This is a genomic window from Desulfoprunum benzoelyticum (assembly GCF_014201505.1).
In the GTDB taxonomy this organism is placed as follows: Bacteria; Desulfobacterota; Desulfobulbia; order Desulfobulbales; family Desulfocapsaceae; genus Desulfoprunum; species Desulfoprunum benzoelyticum.
This window is the reverse complement of the sequence record NZ_JACHEO010000013.1, coordinates 33805-53507: the sequence shown is the minus strand read 5'-3', so window position 1 is coordinate 53507 and position 19703 is coordinate 33805. Positions and strand designations below refer to the sequence as shown.

Genomic DNA, 19703 nt, shown 5'->3' with positions numbered 1-19703 from the left:
TCCGGGGATACCGTTGATTTATACAAATTTATTGATCTTTCTGGTGGCGATTTTCCTTTTCAGCATGGATACCGCCGCTGAAATTCCATTGCTGCCGGGCTGGCAGGCCTTGATCGTCTTCGTCATGCTGCTTGCAGGGTATGACCGGCTGTGCAGCTATATCTTCGCCAAGAGGGAATCCTTCGTGTCGGCCGGCTATTTCAGGGCCGAAAAAACGCTGATGATCGGGGCGCTGTTTTTCTTTCTTGCCACCCTCTATCTCTGCGATGCCAAATACTATCTGGCGGTATTCTCGTTCGGCAATACATTGCCGGCCCTGGTAAATTTTTTTGGCCTCGCCCTCTTCCTGGCATACTTGTCGCTGATGTGGCGGATCGGCAGGATCAATTACGGCAGGATCTTCGGCCGTCGCTATAAAGCCGCCGTATTCATCGGCTCCAATATCAAGAGCAATTTGCCGATCGTCCTGCCGTGGGTGGTTCTGTCGCTGCTCTATGACCTGACCGCCCTCATTCCCTCGCCGCGCCTCCATGCCGTCCTCGCTTCGGAATGGGGGGATCTCATCTTTTTCACTGTCTTTCTGTTGTTCGTCATGTTCTTCTTTCCGCCGCTGGTCCGGTGGTTGTGGGGGTGCAGAAAACTCCCCGATGGCGCCCTGAAAGAACATCTCACCCGCTTTTGTCGGCGACAGAATTTTTCGGCCGAGTTGTATCTCTGGCCGCTGTTCGAGGGACAGGCACTGACGGCCGGGGTCATGGGCATCGTCCCCGGACTTCGGTACATCCTCCTTACCCCGGCCATCATCGAGACCATGTCCCTGGCGGAACTGGAGGCCGTCATGGCCCACGAGATCGGCCATGTCAAAAAAAACCATCTCCTCCTCTACGTCCTCTTGATCGGCGGCTTCAGCGTCCTGACGGCAGTCATCGCCGAGCCGTTGATCTACCTGCTGTTGTCGCGGGAATTTTTCTATTCCGTCATGGCCAGGGGACACGTGTCGCCCGATACCGTCCTGACCCTGGTTGGGGCGATCCCGCTGCTTATCTCCATGATCCTCTATTTTCGTTATATTTTCGGGTACTTCATCCGCAATTTCGAGCGCCAGGCGGATCTGCACGTGTTCTCCGTGCTCGGGTCGAGTCATACCCTGATCTCGGCCTTCGAGAAAATCGCGACCCTGAGCGGCGATATCCGGGACAAGCCGAGCTGGCACCATTTCGGCCTCGGCGAGCGGATCGCCTATCTGGAACGGAGTGAGAAGGACCCGGAGAATATCGGGAGGCACAACCGTAAGGTCAGGAACAGCCTGGTCGGCTATATGGTTGTTCTGGCGACCCTGATCGGGCTGGTGCAGCTGATTCCCACGGCCCAGCTGGCCCGCCAGTATGAAGAGAGTTTTGCCGAGGTCGTGCTGCTTGAAAAGGCGCGCCAGGAGCCTGAAAAGGCCCTGTGGAAACGGCTGCTCGGCGACCTCATGGTCAGCCGGCAGTTGGAGCGCAAGGCCTTCGAGGCCTACGAACAGGCCCTGGCGCTGGAACCGGCCAACCCTGAGATCATGAACAATCTGGCCTGGCTGCTGCTGACCAGCGGCGATCTGTCGTTACGGGATCCCTCGCGGGCGCTGACCCTGGCCCGCAGTGCCGTGATCGTTCAGCCGCGGGGATATATTCTCGATACCCTGGCCACGGCCTATTGGGCCAATGGTCTCGTCGAGGAGGCGGTCGCCAGCGAGCGTCAGGCGATCGTCGCCGATCCGGCGCAACGCAAGTACTACCAGGCCCAGATCGAGCGGTTTGTCCGTCACCGCTATCAGGAGATCGTCAAGCCGCAGACCGGTGCCGACGACCAGGCCGGCGGGGACCGCAAATCCTGAGTAATGGCTTACGCTCTGCCGGAAGATGGACGTTCCTGCCCATTGTCCCGAACTTCATGATATGATAGATGATGCTGGCGAACCTTCCGACAAGAGTGAATAGCAGGGGGCTCACCCCCTTTCTTTTTTGTTTGCAAAGGCAACTCCATGAATCTTTTGAACAGCGATGATCTCCTCGACATCCTGGAGCGGAGGCGGGTGCTGACATCCGATCAGTGCCAGCTGGTGTCGCTCGGCAAGGGCAAACAGCGCCAGAAGCTGCTGCGGCAGTTTACCAAAGAGGGCGGGGCGGACAGGAATTATCCGGATCTCGTCGACATCATCGTCTCTTTGGGCCTCACGGTGAAAGAGGAGGGCAAGATCCCGATCGACGAGGAACTGATCATGCGGGCGGTGGCTGCCGACCGCCGGCTGCCGTTCAAGAAACTCGACCCCCTCGAACTCGACATCGAGATCGTCACCAAGAAGATTCCCCGCAATTTCGCCATCCGGCAGCTGATCCTGCCGTTCAATGTCGTCGACGGCGTCCTCGAGGTGGCGGTGTATCACCCCGACTGCCAGACTGTCCTCGCCGATATCGAACAGGTCGTGCAGATGCCGGTGCGGCCGTCTGTCGCCACCAAGTCGGATATCAAGCGGATTCTGTCGGAATTTTTCGGATTTCAGCGATCGATCAGCGCCGCCGAAGACCACTTCGGCGTCGTCACCAGCGGGTCGGTCGATATCGGCAATCTCGAACGCTATGTCAAGATCGCCTCGACCAAGGAGATCACCTCTTCCGACCAGCATATCAAGCAGGCCGTCAACCATATCTTTCACTATGCCCTCGAGCAGCGGGCCAGCGACATTCATATCGAGCCCAAGCGCTCGAACTGCATGGTCCGCTTCCGCATCGACGGGGCCCTGCATACCATCTACAAGCTGCCGAAAGTCGTCCATTCGGCGATCACCTCGAGGATCAAGTTTCTTGCCCGTCTCGATATCGCCGAGAAACGGCGGCCCCAGGACGGCCGGATCAAGATCGGCGTCAGGCAGGAGAAGGACGTCGAGATCCGGGTGTCGACGGTGCCGGTGTCCTTCGGCGAAAAGGTGGTCCTGCGTATCCTCGATCCCGATGTGATCTTCCAGGATATCCACCAGATCGGTTTTTCGAAGCGAGACCTGACCGTCTACCGCTCGTTCATGGAGGCGCCGCATGGCATCGTCCTCGTGACCGGACCGACCGGCAGTGGTAAATCGACCACCCTCTATTCGACGCTGAAGGAGGTTTCGACCCCGGAGCTCAACATCATCACCGTCGAGGATCCGGTGGAGATGGTGTGCGAAGAGTTCAATCAGATCGCGGTCCAGCCCCTGATCGATATCACCTTCGCCACCATTCTCCGCAATATCCTGCGCCAGGATCCCGACATCATCATGATCGGTGAAATCCGTGATCTCGATACGGCGGCGCACGCGGTCCAGGCGGCGATGACCGGTCATCTCGTGTTCTCGACCCTCCACACCAACGATGCGGTTTCTTCCATCACCCGTCTGCGCGATCTCGGCCTGCAGCCGTTCATGATCGCCTCGACCCTGCTCGGGTGCATGGCCCAGCGGCTGGTGCGGCGGATCTGCCCGGACTGCAGCGAGAGTTTTGAGATCAAAGGCGAGGCCCTGCTGAAAATGGGCTTTCCGGTAGCGGAGACCGGCGTGGTCGAATTGAAGAGAGGCAAGGGATGCCGGGAATGCCGCGGCACCGGCTACAAGGGGCGGAGCGCGATCTTCGAGATCTTCCCGATGTCGTCGCTGCTGAAGAAGATGACGGTGGATGGCGAGTCGTCATTGGAGATGCGCCGGGTTGCAATCCGCGAAGGAATGACTACCTTACGCGAGGACGCCTGGAGCAAGGTGAGGGCCGGGATCACGACGGTCGAAGAGGCCTTGCGGGTGACGGCGGAGACGTGAGCGATCGGGGATCGCAAGGACAGGGATAGGTAGATGGCTGTGAAGGTAGTCTGTCAGAACAAAAAGGCGTATCACGATTATCACATCGAGGCGACTTACGATGCCGGCATGGTGCTGTCCGGCCCCGAGGTCAAATCGCTGCGGGCCGGCAAGGCGAACATGCGTGACGGCTATGTCCAGATCAACGATCGTGGCGAGGCCATGATGTACAACGTTCACATCTCGTTTTACACCTTCGCCACCCACAACCCCAACGAGCCGCTGCGGGTACGGAAACTGCTGCTCCACAAGCGGGAAATCCGCAGGCTGATCGGAAAATTAAAGGAGAAGGGCCTTGCCTTGATCCCCTTGAAGATATACTTTAATGAGAAGGGCAAGGCCAAGGTCGAGCTCGGTCTTGCCCGCGGCAAGAAGCAATACGACAAACGCGACGCGCTCAAGGAGAAACAGAGCGATCGTGAAGTTCAGCGGGCCATGCGCCATAATCTGAAATAAAATCGGGATTTTTTTTGTTACCAACCTTTACACCCGAAGAAGGGGGCGAAACGGCTTCGACGGGGATGTGTAAGCTCTACGTTGCATGCCGAGCTTCTGTCTGCTCGTAAAACCGACGGAAAAAACTTATAATCGCCGACGATTATAACTACGCAGTAGCAGCTTAATACCCTGCTCTGCCGTTCCCCCGGTCTTCGCCCGTAAGGCCGGTACGGAGCGCCGACTCAACGGGCTGGTCTGGTGACGGTTGCCTGTCTGTCACTCGACGAGATTCACAGGATAGCACCAGGAAATCTATGTTCCGACTGAGTTCCCGGCGCGAAAATTAAAGTACGGAACTAAGCATGTAGATACGGGAGGGGAGCATTTGCGGACGCGGGTTCGACTCCCGCCGCCTCCACCATTTAGAAAAGACAAACCCGTCTCTCTGGGGTCATTCTCCGGGGTGACGGGTTTTCTTTTTACCCTTGTTTCTAAAGGGTTTGCGCCCGTTTCACATCTTTCCAAAGGACCTCTCCGCTCCATCGATTCTCCCCATCTTCCCGCCTTTCTTTCTCTGTTTGGCCCCTGATTCTCTGTTTTCTCCGGACCAAGTCCGAAGCTCGTCCGGAAAGCTACATCCTTGATTGATATGGGTTTGCGGTTGGTTGCCGTTTTGGGCGGTTGTCTTAGGTCATCGCTCGATGCCGCAACCGGACGTTTTTTTCGAAATCGCCCGCCTCGGCCATGAAAAGAAACGCGGTCAACTTCGGTTTCCTTCCCTCTAAAGAAGAAAAGCCGACGCTGATGGTCGGCTCTCTGGGGTGGTCTCCGGTCCGGTCGTCAGTCGATGGCAAAACCGAACTGGCGGCGCTGCTCGGCCCAGTCCTCGGGAAAGGTCTGGGTCAGCTTGGCCAGCGAGAGCCCGTTGGGTTCCTCGCCGTTGATCAGGGCTTCGACGATGTCGGGGGCCAGGGTCGTCAGCTTGAGGATGCGGGCCACATACGAGCCATCGACGTCGAGGGCACGGGCAAGCTCGCTGATGGACTTGATCTGCCCGGATTCGAGGATGTCGGCCCAGGAAAAGGCCCTTGCCAGCGCCTGGAGGACGGCGGACTGCACCGGCTCCTGCGCCCCGGGGATATCCCCATCCAGGGCCTGGGGAGCGATGACCGTCTTGCGGCCGCGCATGCGCCGGATCAGCATCGGGATGTGGATCTGCAGGTTGCCGTTGTCGGCTACGGTAATGGTCGGCTTCATTTTCATCGGCTTGCCCTCCGTTCAGTGACTTCGCATGCCAGACCGGCCAGCTCGGCGATGAGCGTTGTCAGCCCGTTGGTGCGCAGCTCCATGTCGATTCCGGTCTCGCGGATTTCGACCTTATCCACCAGGAGGCGGATGAGCCGGTTTCGCTCCACCGGGAAAAGGTCTTCCCAGAAGCCCTCGACATTCTGGAAGGCCTCCGAAACGTCCTGTTCCGTGATGCTGTTCCCCTGGTAAGCTCTGCAGCGCTCGCTCACATGGGTCAGTTGTTTCGAGAGCTCGACTGCCTGGCGGTTGACCGTCGTCAGCATCTCGGTCTTGCTCGGCTGATCGTTGCCGGGTTTCATAAGTTCGATGGCTTGCTCCCGCGCCTGCGACAGCTCCATTTCGAGTTGGGCTTTCTGCTTGAACAACCGCTCCCGCTCCGCCTGCTCGATGTCCCGGGCCGCGAAGAAGGTTTTGGCCACCAGCGTCGGCGTGCGAAACACCGCGCTCAACTGCTCAATCACGGCCTGCTCGATGTCCCCGGCGGGAATCCGTTTGAGCGGGCACCGGCTCACGGTCCGCTTGCTGTCCTTCTGGCAGATGTAATAGGTGTAGTGGCGGCCGTTCTTGCGGGCGTAGGTCGGTCCCATCGCGCATCCGCAGTGGCCGCAGCGGATGACGCCTTTCAGCGGGGCGACCATTTTGGTTCTGGCCATGGAAACCTTGACCGGTTTGTTGTCCTCCAGAATAGCCTTAACCTTGTCCCAGGTCGCCCGGTCGATGATCCCTTCGTGCTCGCCGGGGTAACTGCGGTCCTTGTGGGCGATCTCGCCGATATAGATCCGGTTGTTGAGCAGCCGGTAGATATGGGCGGTGTTCCATTCGGAGCCCTCACGGACTTTGCCTTTCTTGGTGGTCCAGGCCTTGGTGCGGTATCCCTGTTCGTTCAGCTTCTGGCCAAGTTTCTTGGCCGAGCCGATCTGGATGAAGCGGCGGAAGATGTACTGCACCGTCCTGGCTTCATCCGGGTTGACCAGCAGCTTCTTGTTATCCCGGTCGACGTCGTATCCGAGGATGGGCACGCCGCCGCAGTATTTTCCCCGGCGCTTGGCTGCCGCCACCTTGTCCCGGATACGTTCGGCGATGACCTCCTGCTCGTACTGGGCGAAGGTAATCAGAATGCCGAGAAACATCCGGCCGGTGGGATCGGTGGTGCTACGATTTTCAGGCCTGAAATAATCGTCGCTGCAACAGTGTCTGCATGTCGCGACGCCCGTCCGCAATCACCATGACATAAACATTTTCGGCCATGACTCGATAGATGATGCGGTAGGGTTTGAAAAATATCTCACAGTACTCGCGAAGCCCAATAGCCAACAGTTCTTTAGGATAGGCTCCTCGCTCCGGGTTCTCGGAGAGGCTCGAAAAGGCCTTCTCTATTTGATCGAGAACGTAATCCGCTTTTCCTGGCGCGTCGCGGGATGCAATGTAGTCGTACAACTCCTCCAAATCCCGTGACGCATCATCGGTCAGAAATACCTGGAAAGCCATCAGCGATTCTTGCTCCGATTTCGAAGTCGCTGGATAACGTCACTGGCAGGCTGGACTTTGCCTTCCTCGATCTGACGCGAGCCGAGCGCGAGAATCTTCAGAAGGGCCATGGTCTCCTGGGTTTGCTCATAGCTTTCGATGTCCTGCATCACGACCTTGGCTTCGCCATTCTGAGTGATGACCAGGGGTTCACCCTGCCCCGACAGGTTGCGCACGATTTCTGCGGCATGAGCCTTCAGGTAACTGATCGGTTTGATTTGACTTGATAGTTTCATATTTACCCTCCTGCAAACGACCAAATATAGACCGAAAACAGGTCAACATCAATTAAAAACCATCAGCCGCGACCGGTTCAACCGCTACACCCGGCCGGTCAGCGACGAGCTGATCCAGCGCATCGAACAGCATCGCCCCCGCACCAAGGACCAGCTCAACCGCATCTGGTACGGCTACCACAACCGCCAGCCCCAGCATTACGACAACAGCCGCTACCACGGGGTGAACCTGCACAACGTCTGGTACCGGGGCACGGTGGAGTTCCGCTGGTTCGAGGCGACCCTCCATGCGGGGCGGATCAAGGCCTACCTGCAATTCTGTCTCGCCGTCGCCGCCAAGGCGCTCAACGGTCGGGCAGCCTCCAGCCGCAAGCGGGACTTCGATCCCCAAAGCGCCAAGTACGACTTCCGGGTCTTCCTGCTCCACCTCGGCCTGATCGGCGACGAGTTCAAGACCGCCCGCAAGCATCTGATGGCCAACATGCCCGGCGATGCAGCCTTCAAGAACGGACGGCCCAAACCGGAGGACGTCCTTCCGGACGAAACAACCACCACTCTCATCAACGAGGCCGGGCAAGTTCCCGGCCTCACTGTTTAAGGAGGTGCCCCATGAAGATTCTGATCCGCTCCACCACGCTGGACGGCGAACCGATCCCCGGCAGCGGGGAAACCATCCAGGCCGCAGACTGCCTCGAAGTTGTTGAGCTGATGCGCGGCCAGACACCGTTTACCGCCAGCCGAGCGCCCCGGGACTACATGACCGAGGTGCTCTCCGGCATCGAAGGCGGGCCGACCCAGCCGTTGCCGGAGGAAGCCGCCGCTGCGGCCGCCGAGTTTCTCACCCGTCTGGCCCGGCACGGCCTGATCGAATTTCTGCCCGACGACAAGGCCAGCGATCCCTGGCCGGAACGCTTCCTTGAAGCCCTGGAGAAGGTGCGGCTCTCCGGGCGCACCAACATGCGCAGCATCGAACTGGCCGTGATCTGGGGCAGGCTCTACCACCTCCACGCCGGTTTCCCGGCCCTGGAAGTGCCGGAAGGGCTGATCCTGTCCCGGGGCACCGCCGATCCGCTGGCCGACGCCCGCAGACAACAGAAGATCGGCACGCCACGCTTCGGCCGCCCGACCGGTGACTCTGATCTGATCCATGGAGAGCTGGTGACCTTCACCGACCCGCAGCGCGACCTGCCGCCCATCGACCGGCTGGAAGGATTTCGGCCCGGCGGCCACAGCATGTACCAGCGGGTGATGGTGGCGGTGCTATGCGGGCGCACCTCGATTCCAGCCTGGACCTTTTGGATGCCCCATGTTGAAAACGGCACCCGGCTTGACACCGGCGTCTGGCATCGAGCGTGATAGAAAATAATCGGCTCAAATCGGTAAAGATCGTTTGACATAGCACATAGCGTCTTTGTATATTGATGGAGTTTTTTAACCTGGGAGAGGTGCGTCCAGTCTCTCCCGTTTCGCCTATGGCGGACGTGGCAAACAACCAAAGCGCCCGTGGAGCATGAGAATGAACGAGATGGAAGACCGCTGGTTATCAATAACCGAGATTTGCAAGTACCTCGGGGTCAGCAATGACACCGTTTACAAGTGGATCGACAAGCATGGTATGCCCGCCCACCGCATGGGTCGTCTTTGGAAGTTCAAAAAGGACGAAGTGGACGCGTGGGTCAAGGCTGGCGGCGCGGCCGAGCCTGCGGACAAAATCGTCGGGAGCGATTTTGGACGTTCGAAGGACGCCCGAAGGGTGAGCGCCAAGGATGGCGCGAATCAAACCGACAAGAAGCGCAAGGAGTAATAACGGGCTATGAACCATGTGATCCACAACAGCATCGTGAATTTTATCTGGGGTATCGCCGACGACGTGCTGCGCGATGTTTATGTGCGCGGCAAGTACCGCGACGTGATCCTGCCGATGACGGTCATCCGCCGTCTCGACGCGCTCTTGGAGCCGAGCAAGGAAAAGGTGCTTGGCATGAAGAAGCAGCTTGACGGGGCCGGGATCGCTAATCAACACGCCGCCCTCTGCCAGGCCGCAGGCGAGGCCTTTTACAACGTCTCGCCCTTTACCCTGCGCGACCTGAAGAACCGCGCCAAGCAACAACAGCTCAAGGCCGATTTCGAGGCATATCTGGACGGCTTTTCACCCAACGTCCAGGAGATCCTCGACAAGTTCAAATTCCGCAACCAGATCCCCACGTTGATCGAGGCCGACATCCTCGGCCACCTGATCGAGAAGTTTCTCGACGGCCGCGTCAATCTGAGCCCCAAACCGGTGCAGGACGTGGACGGCAACGAGATCCTTCCGGCGCTCGACAACCACTCCATGGGCACTATCTTCGAGGAGCTTATCCGCCGCTTCAACGAGGAGAACAACGAAGAGGCTGGTGAGCATTTCACGCCCCGCGACGTGGTCAAGCTCATGGCCGACCTGATCTTCCTACCGGTGGCCGACGACATCGAATCGGGCACCTATCTCGTCTACGACGGGGCCTGTGGTACCGGCGGCATGCTGACCGTGGCGGAGGAGCGCCTGGCCGAGCTGGCCGAAAGCCACGGCAAGGATGTCTCCATTCATCTCTTCGGCCAGGAGGTGCAGCCGGAAACCTACGCCATTTCCAAGGCCGACCTGCTCCTCAAAGGTGAAGGGGCCGAGGCCGAGAATATGAAGTACGGCTCCACGCTCTCCAGCGATGCCTTCCCGTCGCAGGAATTCGACTTCATGCTCTCCAATCCGCCCTATGGCAAGAGTTGGAAGACCGACCTGGAGCGCCTGGGCGGCAAGGGGGACATCAAGGACCCGCGCTTTGTCACCCAGCACGGCGGCGACCCGGAATACAAGATGATCACCCGCTCCTCGGACGGACAGCTCATGTTCCTGGTCAATAAGCTCTCCAAGATGAAGCACACTACCCGCCTCGGCAGCCGCATCGCCGAAGTCCACAATGGCTCGTCGCTCTTCACCGGCGACGCCGGTCAGGGCGAGAGCAATATCCGCCGTTGGATCATCGAGAACGACTGGCTGGAGGCCATCATCGCCCTGCCGGAGAACACGTTCTACAACACCGGCATCGCCACCTACATCTGGGTGCTGACCAACCGCAAGTCTGATACGCGCCGGGGCAAGGTCCAGCTCATCGACGCCACCGAATGGTACGTGCCGCTGCGGCGCAACCTCGGCAAGAAGAACTGCGAGTTCTCCGAGGAACACATCCGCGCCATCTGCGACCTGGTGGTCAATCCGGTCGAAACCGAGAAATCCAAGATCTTCCCCAACGAGGCCTTCGGCTATTGGAAGGTGACGGTGGATCGTCCTCTGTGCCTCGCCGTTGACCTGAGCCCGGCCCGGCTGGAACGGTTCGAGCGGGCCTGCGCCAAGGCCAAGGAAGAGCCGCTGGCCAATTTAGCCCGCCGCGTGGCCGAGACGCTTGGAACCGGGCCGCACCTGGATTTCAACGCCTTCATGGACGCCGTTGAGGCCGATGCCGACAAGCACGGTGTCAAGCTCACCGCCAAGCGCAAGAAACTATTGCAAAGCGATCTCTGCGACACCCGCGAGGACGCCGCGCCGGTGCTGAAGAAGGTTCACAAGCCGGGCAAGGCCACGCCCGATCCCATCCACGGCCTGTTCGAGGCTGAGGTGAACGGCAAGACCTACGTGGTCGAGTACGAGCCGGATACCGCCCTGCGCGACAGCGAACAGGTACCGCTGCTGGAAGAAGGCGGCATCGAGGCGTTCTTCCAGCGCGAGGTGCTGCCCTATACCCCGGATGCCTGGATCGACCAGGGCAAGACGCTGGTGGGCTATGAAATCTCCTTCACACGCCACTTCTACCGGCCCGCGCCCATGCGCACCCTCGATGAGATCAAGGCCGACATCTACGCCCTGGAGCAGGAGACCGAAGGCCTTCTGGAACAGATTGTCGGGGAGGCTGAGTGATGAAGCTGGCCCCTTATCCAGAATACAAGGATTCCGGGCAGCCGTTTTTGGGCGATATTCCGGTTCACTGGAATTTGTTCCGGAATGGCCGTCTGTTCTCTCAGCGCAACGAGACTGGGTTTGGGGAACTGCCCATCCTTGAGGTTTCATTGAAAACCGGTGTCCGCGTGCGCGACATGGAGAACCTGAAGCGCAAGCAGGTGATGGCCGACCGGGAAAAATACAAGCGAGCGGCTCAGGGGGATATTGCCTACAACATGATGCGCATGTGGCAGGGAGCCGTTGGGGTTGCGCCTGTCGATGGGCTGGTCAGCCCAGCTTATGTCGTTGTGCGACCCTTTCCGGAGGTGGATTGCCGCTATTTCAGCTATCTGTTCCGCACTGCTTCCTACATGAACGAGGTGGATGCCTATTCGCGGGGCATCGTGAAAGACCGCAACCGGCTTTACTGGCAGGATTTCAAGCGCATGCCGTCGCCAGTTCCTTCGATTGAGGAACAGCGGCACATCACCAGCTTTCTTGATGCGGTCGGCAGCAAGGCTCAGCGGTTCATCCGCAACAAGCGGCGGCTCATCGGACTGCTCAAGGAGCAGAAGCAGAACGTCATCAACCAGGCCGTGACTCGGGGGCTTGATCCCAAGATCAAGTTCAAGCCCAGCGGCGTGGAATGGATCGGAGATATTCCGGAGCATTGGGATGCCACGAAGCTCAAACGCGTGGTCAGCTTCAATCCATCGAAATCTGAGACACGAGCGAATCCGGCGGATGAAGAAAAGGTCGTCTTTCTTCCCATGGAGAACATCTCCGTCAATGGGGATATCGATTGCTCCGAAAAACGCACGCTGTCCGAAGTCTGGAATGGCTTTAACTATTTCCGACGCGGGGATGTGGTTGTCGCGAAAATCACTCCCTGTTTTGAAAACGGCAAGGGAGCTTACCTCAAAGGGCTTGAGTCTGATTTCGGCTTTGGTACTACCGAGTTGATTGTTCTTCGCCCTTCAAAGGCCATCGACGGCGCTTTTCTCCGGTTCCTCACATCAACCAAACAGTTCCTGTTACTGGGCGAACAATACATGACCGGGGCGGCTGGCCAGCAGCGGATTCCATCGGATTTTGTGAAAAATTATCCAATTGGTCTGCCACCAATTGACGAGCAACTGGAAATTCTTGAACACATCCAGGAAAAGTCAGCGGAAATCGACCAGGCCATTTCCCGCGCTCAACGTGAGATCGAATTGATGCGCGAATACCGCACCCGACTGATTTCCGATGTGGTCACCGGTCATGTGGATGTGCGCGGCATCGAGGTGCCGGAGATTGCCGAGGACGAACTGCTGGCGTTGGAAGAGGACACCGCCGATGCCGATGACGAGATTGATGACGAGGGGGACATGGATGAAACCGACTGACACCAGCAAGCCGGAGAAAAAAATCATCATCATCGCGGGACCGAACGGCGCGGGAAAGACCACCTTTGCAGGGGAATTCCTGCCCATGGAGGCCCACTGCCCGGCCTTCGTCAACGCCGACCTCATAGCCGCCGGGCTCGCCCCCTTCGAGCCGGAGCGGGCGGCTTTTCGCGCCGGGCGGCTGATGCTGGAGGAGATTTACAACCATGTCCGGCGCGGCGAGAGCTTCGCCTTCGAGACCACCCTGAGCGGCCGGGGCTATGCCGGGCTCATTCCCGGCTGGCGGGAGCAGGGCTACATCGTCAAGCTGTTCTTTCTGCGGTTGGCCTCGCCGGAACTGGCCGTGGCCCGGGTACGGCAACGGGTGCGCGAGGGCGGCCACAACATCCCCGAGCCGGTCATCCGGCGGCGTTTCGCGGCCGGGCTGCGTAATTTCGAAACGCTGTACAAACCGCTGGTCGATGAATGGGCGCTTTATGACAATTCCGGCGGCGAGCCGGTGCTGATCCAAGAAGGAGTGAAAGCATGAGCAAGCAGACGGTTGATTCCGGCAAGGGCGATAAAAAACGCGACCCCGACCTGGCAGCGGCGGAAATCGCTATGAAGCGGGCGGCGGCCAAGGCCCGGCAGAAGGCAAGGCAAGTGGGCGCGGGCGTTGTGCTGTGGAAGGATGGACAGGTCGTCGAAGAGCGGCAGAACACCTCGGTGGGCGAGTGATTCGTGAAGTTGATTCACGCCGCAGCGCGACAACGAGTCAGAAAAACTCGCACCACCGGTGCGAGAAAGTGTACAATCGTCTGTTGCCCACTTCAATTGGGACGAGAGCCAGCGCCGGGGGACTGATATGACGACGGATACCACCGAAAAAGGGCTGGAAAGCCTCATTGTCCAATCGCTGGTCAACGAGGCTGGATACGTTCAGGGCGACCCGCATGACTACGACCGGGAACACGCCGTCGGCCGGGCCAAGCTGCTGCAATTCCTCTCCGCCACCCAGCCCGACACCTATGAGGCTCTTGGCATCGACGAGGAAGGCCCCAAGCGCACCCAGTTCCTGCACCGCCTGCAGGGCGAGATCGCCAAGCGCGGTGTGGTGGACGTGCTGCGCGGCGGCATCAAGCACGGCCCGGCCCATGTGGACCTTTTCTACGGCACGCCGACGCCGGGCAACGTGAAGGCGGCCGAACGGTTCGCGGCCAACATCTTCAGCGTCACCCGCCAGCTCCGCTACAGCCGCAACGAGACTGCGCTTTCCCTCGACATGGCCGTGTTCATCAACGGCCTGCCCATCGCCACTTTCGAACTCAAAAATAAGCTCACCAAGCAGACGGTGCTCGATGCCGTGCAGCAGTACCAGCGCGACCGTGACCCGAAGGAGCTGCTGTTCCAGTTCGGCCGTTGCGTCGTCCATTTTGCCGTGGACGATCACGAGGTGCGTTTCTGCACCCACCTCAAGGGCAAGGGCTCGTGGTTTCTGCCCTTCGACAAAGGCTACAACGACGGCGCTGGCAATCCGCCCAACCCGGCCGGGCTCGCCACCGACTACCTGTGGAAGGAGACCCTCTCCAAAGAGGGCCTGACCGATATCCTGGAAAACTACGCCCAGGTGGTGGAGGAAAAGGACGAGAAGACCGGCAAAAAGAGGTACAAGCAGATCTTCCCTCGCTACCACCAGTTAAAGGTGGTGCGCATGCTGCTGGCCAATGCCGCCGAGAGCGGCATCGGCAGGCGCTACCTGATCCAGCACTCGGCGGGCAGCGGCAAAAGTAACTCCATCGCCTGGCTGGCGCACCAGCTCGTGGGGCTGGAGCATGAGAGCAAGGCGTTGTTCGATTCGGTCATCGTGGTCACCGACCGGCGGGTGCTCGACAAGCAGATCCGCGACACCATCAAGCAGTTCGCCCAGGTCTCCGCCACCGTCGGCCATGCCGAGCATTCCGGTGACCTGCGCAAATTCCTCAAGGCCGGTAAGAAAATCATCATCACCACGGTACAGAAGTTCCCGTTCATCCTCGATGAGATCGGCGATGAACACCGCCAGAGCAAATTCGCCATCATCATCGACGAGGCCCATTCCAGCCAGGGCGGCAAAACCACCGCTGCCATGAACATGGCCGTTGCGGAAAAGCCGGGTGAATACAAGGCGGAATGGGATGAACTGGATGCCGAGGACAAGATCAACAAGATCATGGAAGGCCGGAAGATGGTGACCAACGCCAGCTACTTTGCCTTCACCGCGACTCCCAAGAACAAGACTCTGGAGATCTTCGGCGAGCCGGACCCGCAGCCCGACGGCACCGTGAAGCACCACCCGTTCCACAGCTACACGATGAAACAGGCCATCCAGGAGGGCTTCATCCTCGATGTGCTGAAGAACTACACCCCGGTGGAGAGTTATTACCGCCTGGCCAAGACCGTGGAGGACGACCCGCTCTTCGACGCCAACAAGGCCCAGAAAAAGCTGCGCCGCTATGTGGAGTCCCATGAGCACGCCATCCGCGAGAAGGCGGAGATCATGGTGGACCACTTCCATGCCCAGGTGATCGGCCACCGCAAGATCGGCGGGCAGGCTCGGGCCATGGTCATCACCAACGGTATCGAGCGGGCCATACAGTATTTCCACGCCTTCAGGGACTACCTCAAGGAGCGCAAAAGCCCTTACGCGCCCATCGTGGCCTTTTCCGGGGAGCACGAATTTCATCATAAAGACTGGGGCGGCAAGAAGGTCACCGAAGCGACGCTGAACGGCTTCCCCAGCAGCCAGATCCCGGACAAGGTGCAGCAGGACCCTTTCCGCTTCCTGATCGTCGCCGACAAGTTCCAGACCGGCTACGACGAACCGCTGCTGCACACCATGTACGTGGATAAGGCGCTCTCCGGCATCAAGGCGGTGCAGACCCTCTCGCGGCTCAATCGCGCCCATCCGCAGAAGCACGACACCTTTGTGCTCGATTTCTACAACGACTCGGAGACCATCCAGAAGTCGTTCGAGCCCTATTACCGCACCACCATCCTCAGTGACGAGACCGACCCCAACAAGCTGCACGACCTGAAATCGGATCTGGACGGCTACCAGGTCTATTCGCAGACGCAAATCGACGAGCTGGTGGGGCTCTATCTGAATGGCGCAGACCGTGACAAGCTTGACCCGATCCTGGACGCCTGCGTGGCCACCTACAACGCCGATCTCGACGAAGATGGCCAGGTGGACTTCAAGGGCAAGGCCAAGGCCTTCGTGCGCACCTACGGATTTCTGGCCTCGATCCTGCCGTACTCGAATGCCGACTGGGAGAAGCTGTCGATCTTCCTGAATTTCTTGATCCCGAAGCTCCCCGCGCCCAAGGAAGAGGACCTGTCCCGGGGCATCCTGGAGGCCATCGACATGGACAGCTACCGTGTCGAGGTGAAAACCAGCCTGAAGATCGGTCTTCCGGATCAGGATGCCGAAATCGGACCGGTGCCGACCACCGGTGGTGGCCGCAAACCGGAACCGGAGCTGGACCAACTGAGCAACATCATCAAGGCGTTCAACGACCAGTTCGGCAACATCGATTGGAAAGACGGCGACAAGATCCGCCAGGTCATCGCCGAGGAGATCCCGGCCAAGGTCGCAGCGGACGCCGCCTACCAGAACGCCATGAAGAACAACGATAAGAAGACCGCCCGGATTGAACACGACGCAGCGCTACAGCGCGTCATGATCGACCTCTTGTCCGACCACACCGAGCTGTTCAAGCAGTTCAGCGACAACCCGTCGTTCAAAAAATGGCTTTCGGACACGGTGTTCGGGGTCACTTATCAGGCATGAGCATTTTGTACGGTATGAAGGCTGATAAACGTAAACAAATTATTTGGAGTCTACCTGTGAACAACAAAAGAACTGAAGAGGGAAGTTAAGGAAAGACAATAGTGGCGACTATGCCCTCACAAAATAATTGCGCATCATGCCCATATCTTCATGTTCCAGGTTGTGACAATGGTACAAAAACATTCCTGGATAATCATCAAAATCAACTAATATTCTGATCCGTTCACCGGGCATCAGCAAAACCGTATCTTTCCATCCTTCATCCACATAGCCTTCATGTGCAACGCCGCTGCGTTCAATAACGCGGAACTGCTTGCCATGCAGGTGAATGGGATGGGGCATGTTCATCATATTCATCATACCACCCCCGGTGTTGTTGAATTCCCAAATCTCGGTTGAATCCAACTGGACCATCTCGTCGTCTGCCACCTCCTCCATTTGAAACACCCGCCCGTTGATCGTCCATTGCATATGCCGCATCGTGAGATAAAATTGCCGGGGACGAAAATAGTTCACAGCGTCTTTAGGACTAGCAGGCCCGATCTCGGAAAGTGTCTCCGGGAGACGGTAAATTGTTTTGACAGGTCGGATGACCTTCACTTTGAATACGGAAAAGGCAGCACCATTTGGAAGGTTTAGATTTTGGCCCGTTCGTCCGCCCATCATCATGCCGCGGCCCATTCGCCCCCCACCCATGCCACCGACATCGAAGGGAAGGCTCAAAAGGGATGTCGTATACCCGACCGGATTGTCGCTGAAATCGGCCCAGATCTCCAACCGTTCTCCCGGGCTTAAAAACACATACCTTCTGAAGACCGGCCTTTCCAGGAATCCACCGTCCGTACCAATAATGGTCAGCGGCCGGCCGTCTTCCCACGCCAACTTATAAATACGAGAATTGGAGCCATTCAGCAGGCGTAACCGATAGGCACCGGTCGATACGGGGAGCGTGAAATCCGGCAGCCCGTTAACCATTATCATATCGCCCAAAAAACCGGTCATCCGCTCCATTCTGTGGCCCGACATGTACACCAGCTGATTACCTGAATCGAATGTTCGGTCCTGAATCACCAGTGGAACATCATATTCGCCATCGGGCAAGCCAACAGCTTGCTCTTCCTCGTCGGACACGAGAAATAGGCCTGCCAGACCACGATACACCTGTGGGCCGGTTCTGCCGTGTGGGTGTGGATGATACCAATAGGTGCCGGCTCTATTCTTGACTTCGAACTCATACAAGTAGGATTGCCCCTGCGGAACGACATAGCGCGGGTGTCCGTCCATGATCGCGGGCACATGCAGGCCGTGCCAATGCACAATAGACTCTTCAGGGATGGCGTTTCTGAAGCGAACCCGTATTTTTTCACCCTGATTGACTTTAATGATCGGGCCAAGATAGCTGCGGGGTATTTCAGCGATTCTAGCACGGTCGCCTTTGTGCACCGTCGCATGGTAGCGCCAAACTCCAGTGGGATCGCCCGGCAAAACGGGGACCTCGCCGGGGCGGGCGGAAAGGGTGATGTCGAGGTCGGGGATGAATTCTGTATCAGGAGTTTGTCCGGCTGCGAAACCATCGAATCCAGGCCAGAGCCCGCCTGCCATCAATCCTAGGGTTCCATAGCCGGCCAACTTCAAAAATTGCCTTCTGGAATGCCTGCTATCGAATCCCAGGTCTGTGTTTCTGCTTCTCATTGTCGGTCTCCTGTGGGGCCTATCGGAGTATCTCTTTTTTCATGGACTCAAATTCATCGTGGGTGATTTCTCCTTTGGCATAGCGTTCCTTTAAAATATCCATTGCCTGAGAACTTGTGCCGACACCGGAGGAACTTCTGCCGCCCGTGTTTTGAACCAGCCAGCGAATCAGAAAAACGATTCCGACGATGACTAAAACCCAAAAAAGTAACATGAATATCATACCGAACCACCCCATTCCCCAGTCGCCCATCATCCATCGTCCCATGTGCCAGTTCCGGTACCCGCCGGATTGGGCGAATGCGGGACTTAACAAAATATTGTTCAGACCCCATATCGCAAGAAGCCCTAACAATGCCTTGTAATTAAAATATTTAGCGATCATAGCTTTTGCCTCAATGCCAATATAATCTGAGAAGAGTTAACTCCATCACCATCCGCAATATCCACCTCGGCCGTCCCCGTAGCCAGGTATGCGACGGTGGTAGACTCTGCCGTCGGGATCATACGTAGCTCCGTAGGAGCCACTATTTCGGTAATCATCGCCGCTTCCAGCACCATGATAATTATTGTAACCATTCCGGTATGGCCCATGGCCGATTCCGCAGCCAGCCAGCACCGTTAGTGCAAGACCCACAATTGCGACAAGCATGATTGGCTTTATCGCTGTTTTCAAAAAATTCCTTTTCATCAGCTCACCTTTCTATCGATTCTATCGCGTCGTCCTTTGATGCAGTCACCTGCGGATTCCCTGTTGGTTTAGTGCATGACAGGGCGGCGTTTACCGCCCTGTCATACCATTTTCGTTGCGTCTTGGCTTACCACCCGCAATATCCGCCACCGCGGGGGCCGTAACCCATCATCGAACCGTATCCTCCTCTATAGCCGCGGTTGTAGTTGGGTGCTGATTTGCGGGCCTGGATATCATACTCCAATCGTTTTTGATCAAGATCGCTTTGCAGCTTGGAAATTTCGCCCTGAAGCTTTGATGCCTTGGCGGTGTCCGGATTTTCTTTAGCCAGTTCGCTTTGCAGAGCCAGATTCTTCTCATACAGCTGTTGCCTGGTATTTTCTGTCGCCCGGAAGAATTCTGCGCGCTGCTGTTCCAGTTTCGCGATTTCATCTGCGGAAAGATTTCCGTAATAGCCACTTCCCTGCTGCCAGCCAGGCCCCATCATGCCGGGCCCCATCATATGTCCGTATCCGTCGCCCCAACCGGCAAGCGCGATGGTTGAGAATCCAAAAACGGCCAATACGGCCAGCATCATAATCCCTTTGGTATTTCGTTTCATTTTGTGCCTCCATTATGTAATACGTTGCGATTTGTTGTTCCCAATCAAAAAAGCGGCCGCTTTCTGAAAGCCATTTGGCTTTGTCTTAGGATAGAGCAAACATGATGCCATCACGCTGTCATGCCGGCTCAAAATCAATATATATACCTGTAATAACTAAGTTTTAAAAATATTAAGTGTGCGGTAGG

Annotated in this window: 14 protein-coding genes, 1 other RNA gene and 4 pseudogenes; 12 read left to right on the top strand and 7 right to left on the bottom strand. The window is 57.8% G+C overall.

Annotation, left to right across the window (positions count from 1 at the left end; all coding sequences use genetic code 11):
• Positions 1-13: 13 nt before the first annotated feature.
• The 4 genes from HNQ81_RS11435 (at position 14) to ssrA (ending at position 4718) form a co-directional block, all read left to right on the top strand.
• Positions 14-1873, top strand: a complete 1860-nt coding sequence (locus tag HNQ81_RS11435) for a M48 family metallopeptidase (RefSeq protein WP_183351436.1) — start codon at positions 14-16, stop codon at positions 1871-1873.
• A gap of 147 nt (positions 1874-2020) precedes the next feature.
• Complete coding sequence (locus HNQ81_RS11430) at positions 2021-3820, top strand: GspE/PulE family protein (protein ID WP_183351435.1); 1800 nt, start codon at positions 2021-2023, stop codon at positions 3818-3820.
• 33 nt (positions 3821-3853) lie between these two features.
• Positions 3854-4315, top strand: coding sequence for an SsrA-binding protein SmpB (gene smpB / locus HNQ81_RS11425; RefSeq protein ID WP_183351434.1), 462 nt, complete (start codon positions 3854-3856; stop codon positions 4313-4315).
• A 41-nt stretch (positions 4316-4356) separates the two neighbouring features.
• Positions 4357-4718, top strand: a transfer-messenger RNA (tmRNA) gene (gene ssrA / locus HNQ81_RS11420).
• A gap of 419 nt (positions 4719-5137) precedes the next feature.
• Here the strand turns inward: ssrA and HNQ81_RS11415 are convergent.
• From HNQ81_RS11415 to HNQ81_RS11400, 4 genes and pseudogenes are all read right to left on the bottom strand, one after another.
• Entirely contained in the window at positions 5138-5560 is a 423-nt protein-coding gene (locus HNQ81_RS11415) for a hypothetical protein (protein WP_183351433.1), read from the bottom strand.
• A pseudogene (locus HNQ81_RS11410) lies at positions 5557-6759 on the bottom strand (recombinase family protein); the annotation flags it as partial. The pseudogene HNQ81_RS11410 and the gene HNQ81_RS11415, both read right to left, overlap by 4 nt.
• A gap of 7 nt (positions 6760-6766) precedes the next feature.
• Positions 6767-7093 carry a type II toxin-antitoxin system RelE/ParE family toxin gene (locus HNQ81_RS11405; protein ID WP_183351432.1) on the bottom strand — a complete coding sequence of 109 codons (327 nt, stop codon included), beginning with the start codon at positions 7091-7093 and terminating at the stop codon, positions 6767-6769.
• On the bottom strand, positions 7093-7368 hold the full coding sequence (locus tag HNQ81_RS11400; protein ID WP_183351431.1) for a type II toxin-antitoxin system Phd/YefM family antitoxin: 276 nt from the start codon (positions 7366-7368) through the stop codon (positions 7093-7095). The genes HNQ81_RS11405 and HNQ81_RS11400 overlap by 1 nt, the downstream gene beginning before the upstream one ends.
• 61 nt (positions 7369-7429) lie before the next feature.
• On the opposite strand from HNQ81_RS11400, the pseudogene HNQ81_RS11395 reads away from it, so the two are divergent.
• The 8 genes and pseudogenes from HNQ81_RS11395 to HNQ81_RS11355 all read left to right on the top strand — a co-directional run.
• Positions 7430-7966 (top strand): annotated as a pseudogene (locus HNQ81_RS11395) (amidoligase family protein); the annotation flags it as partial.
• Positions 7967-8328: 362 nt separating this feature from the next.
• A pseudogene (locus tag HNQ81_RS18155) lies at positions 8329-8724 on the top strand (gamma-glutamylcyclotransferase family protein); the annotation flags it as partial.
• A 160-nt stretch (positions 8725-8884) separates the two neighbouring features.
• Positions 8885-9067: pseudogene (locus tag HNQ81_RS18150) on the top strand (helix-turn-helix domain-containing protein); the annotation flags it as partial.
• Positions 9068-9181: 114 nt separating this feature from the next.
• Complete coding sequence (locus tag HNQ81_RS11375) at positions 9182-11314, top strand: type I restriction-modification system subunit M (RefSeq protein WP_183351430.1); 2133 nt, start codon at positions 9182-9184, stop codon at positions 11312-11314.
• Complete coding sequence (locus HNQ81_RS11370; protein WP_183351429.1) at positions 11314-12723, top strand: restriction endonuclease subunit S; 1410 nt, start codon at positions 11314-11316, stop codon at positions 12721-12723. Before HNQ81_RS11375 ends, HNQ81_RS11370 begins: the two co-directional genes overlap by 1 nt.
• Positions 12710-13252, top strand: coding sequence for an ATPase (locus tag HNQ81_RS11365; protein WP_183351428.1), 543 nt, complete (start codon positions 12710-12712; stop codon positions 13250-13252). The genes HNQ81_RS11370 and HNQ81_RS11365 overlap by 14 nt, the downstream gene beginning before the upstream one ends.
• Positions 13249-13440: a hypothetical protein gene (locus tag HNQ81_RS11360; protein ID WP_183351427.1), complete on the top strand. Its 192-nt coding sequence runs from the start codon at positions 13249-13251 to the stop codon at positions 13438-13440. Before HNQ81_RS11365 ends, HNQ81_RS11360 begins: the two co-directional genes overlap by 4 nt.
• Positions 13441-13567: 127 nt before the next feature.
• Positions 13568-16531, top strand: a complete 2964-nt coding sequence (locus HNQ81_RS11355) for a type I restriction endonuclease subunit R (RefSeq protein ID WP_183351426.1) — start codon at positions 13568-13570, stop codon at positions 16529-16531.
• 108 nt (positions 16532-16639) lie between these two features.
• Here the strand turns inward: HNQ81_RS11355 and HNQ81_RS11350 are convergent, their stop codons facing one another.
• The 3 genes from HNQ81_RS11350 to HNQ81_RS11340 form a co-directional block, all read right to left on the bottom strand.
• Positions 16640-18223 carry a multicopper oxidase family protein gene (locus tag HNQ81_RS11350; protein WP_183351425.1) on the bottom strand — a complete coding sequence of 528 codons (1584 nt, stop codon included), beginning with the start codon at positions 18221-18223 and terminating at the stop codon, positions 16640-16642.
• 19 nt (positions 18224-18242) lie between these two features.
• Positions 18243-18608 (bottom strand): SHOCT domain-containing protein, encoded by a 366-nt coding sequence (locus HNQ81_RS17360; RefSeq protein ID WP_205240194.1) that lies wholly within the window; start codon positions 18606-18608, stop codon positions 18243-18245.
• A 433-nt stretch (positions 18609-19041) separates the two neighbouring features.
• A complete protein-coding gene (locus tag HNQ81_RS11340; RefSeq protein WP_183351424.1) occupies positions 19042-19515 on the bottom strand; it encodes a periplasmic heavy metal sensor in 474 nt (157 codons plus the stop codon).
• Positions 19516-19703: the final 188 nt, after the last annotated feature.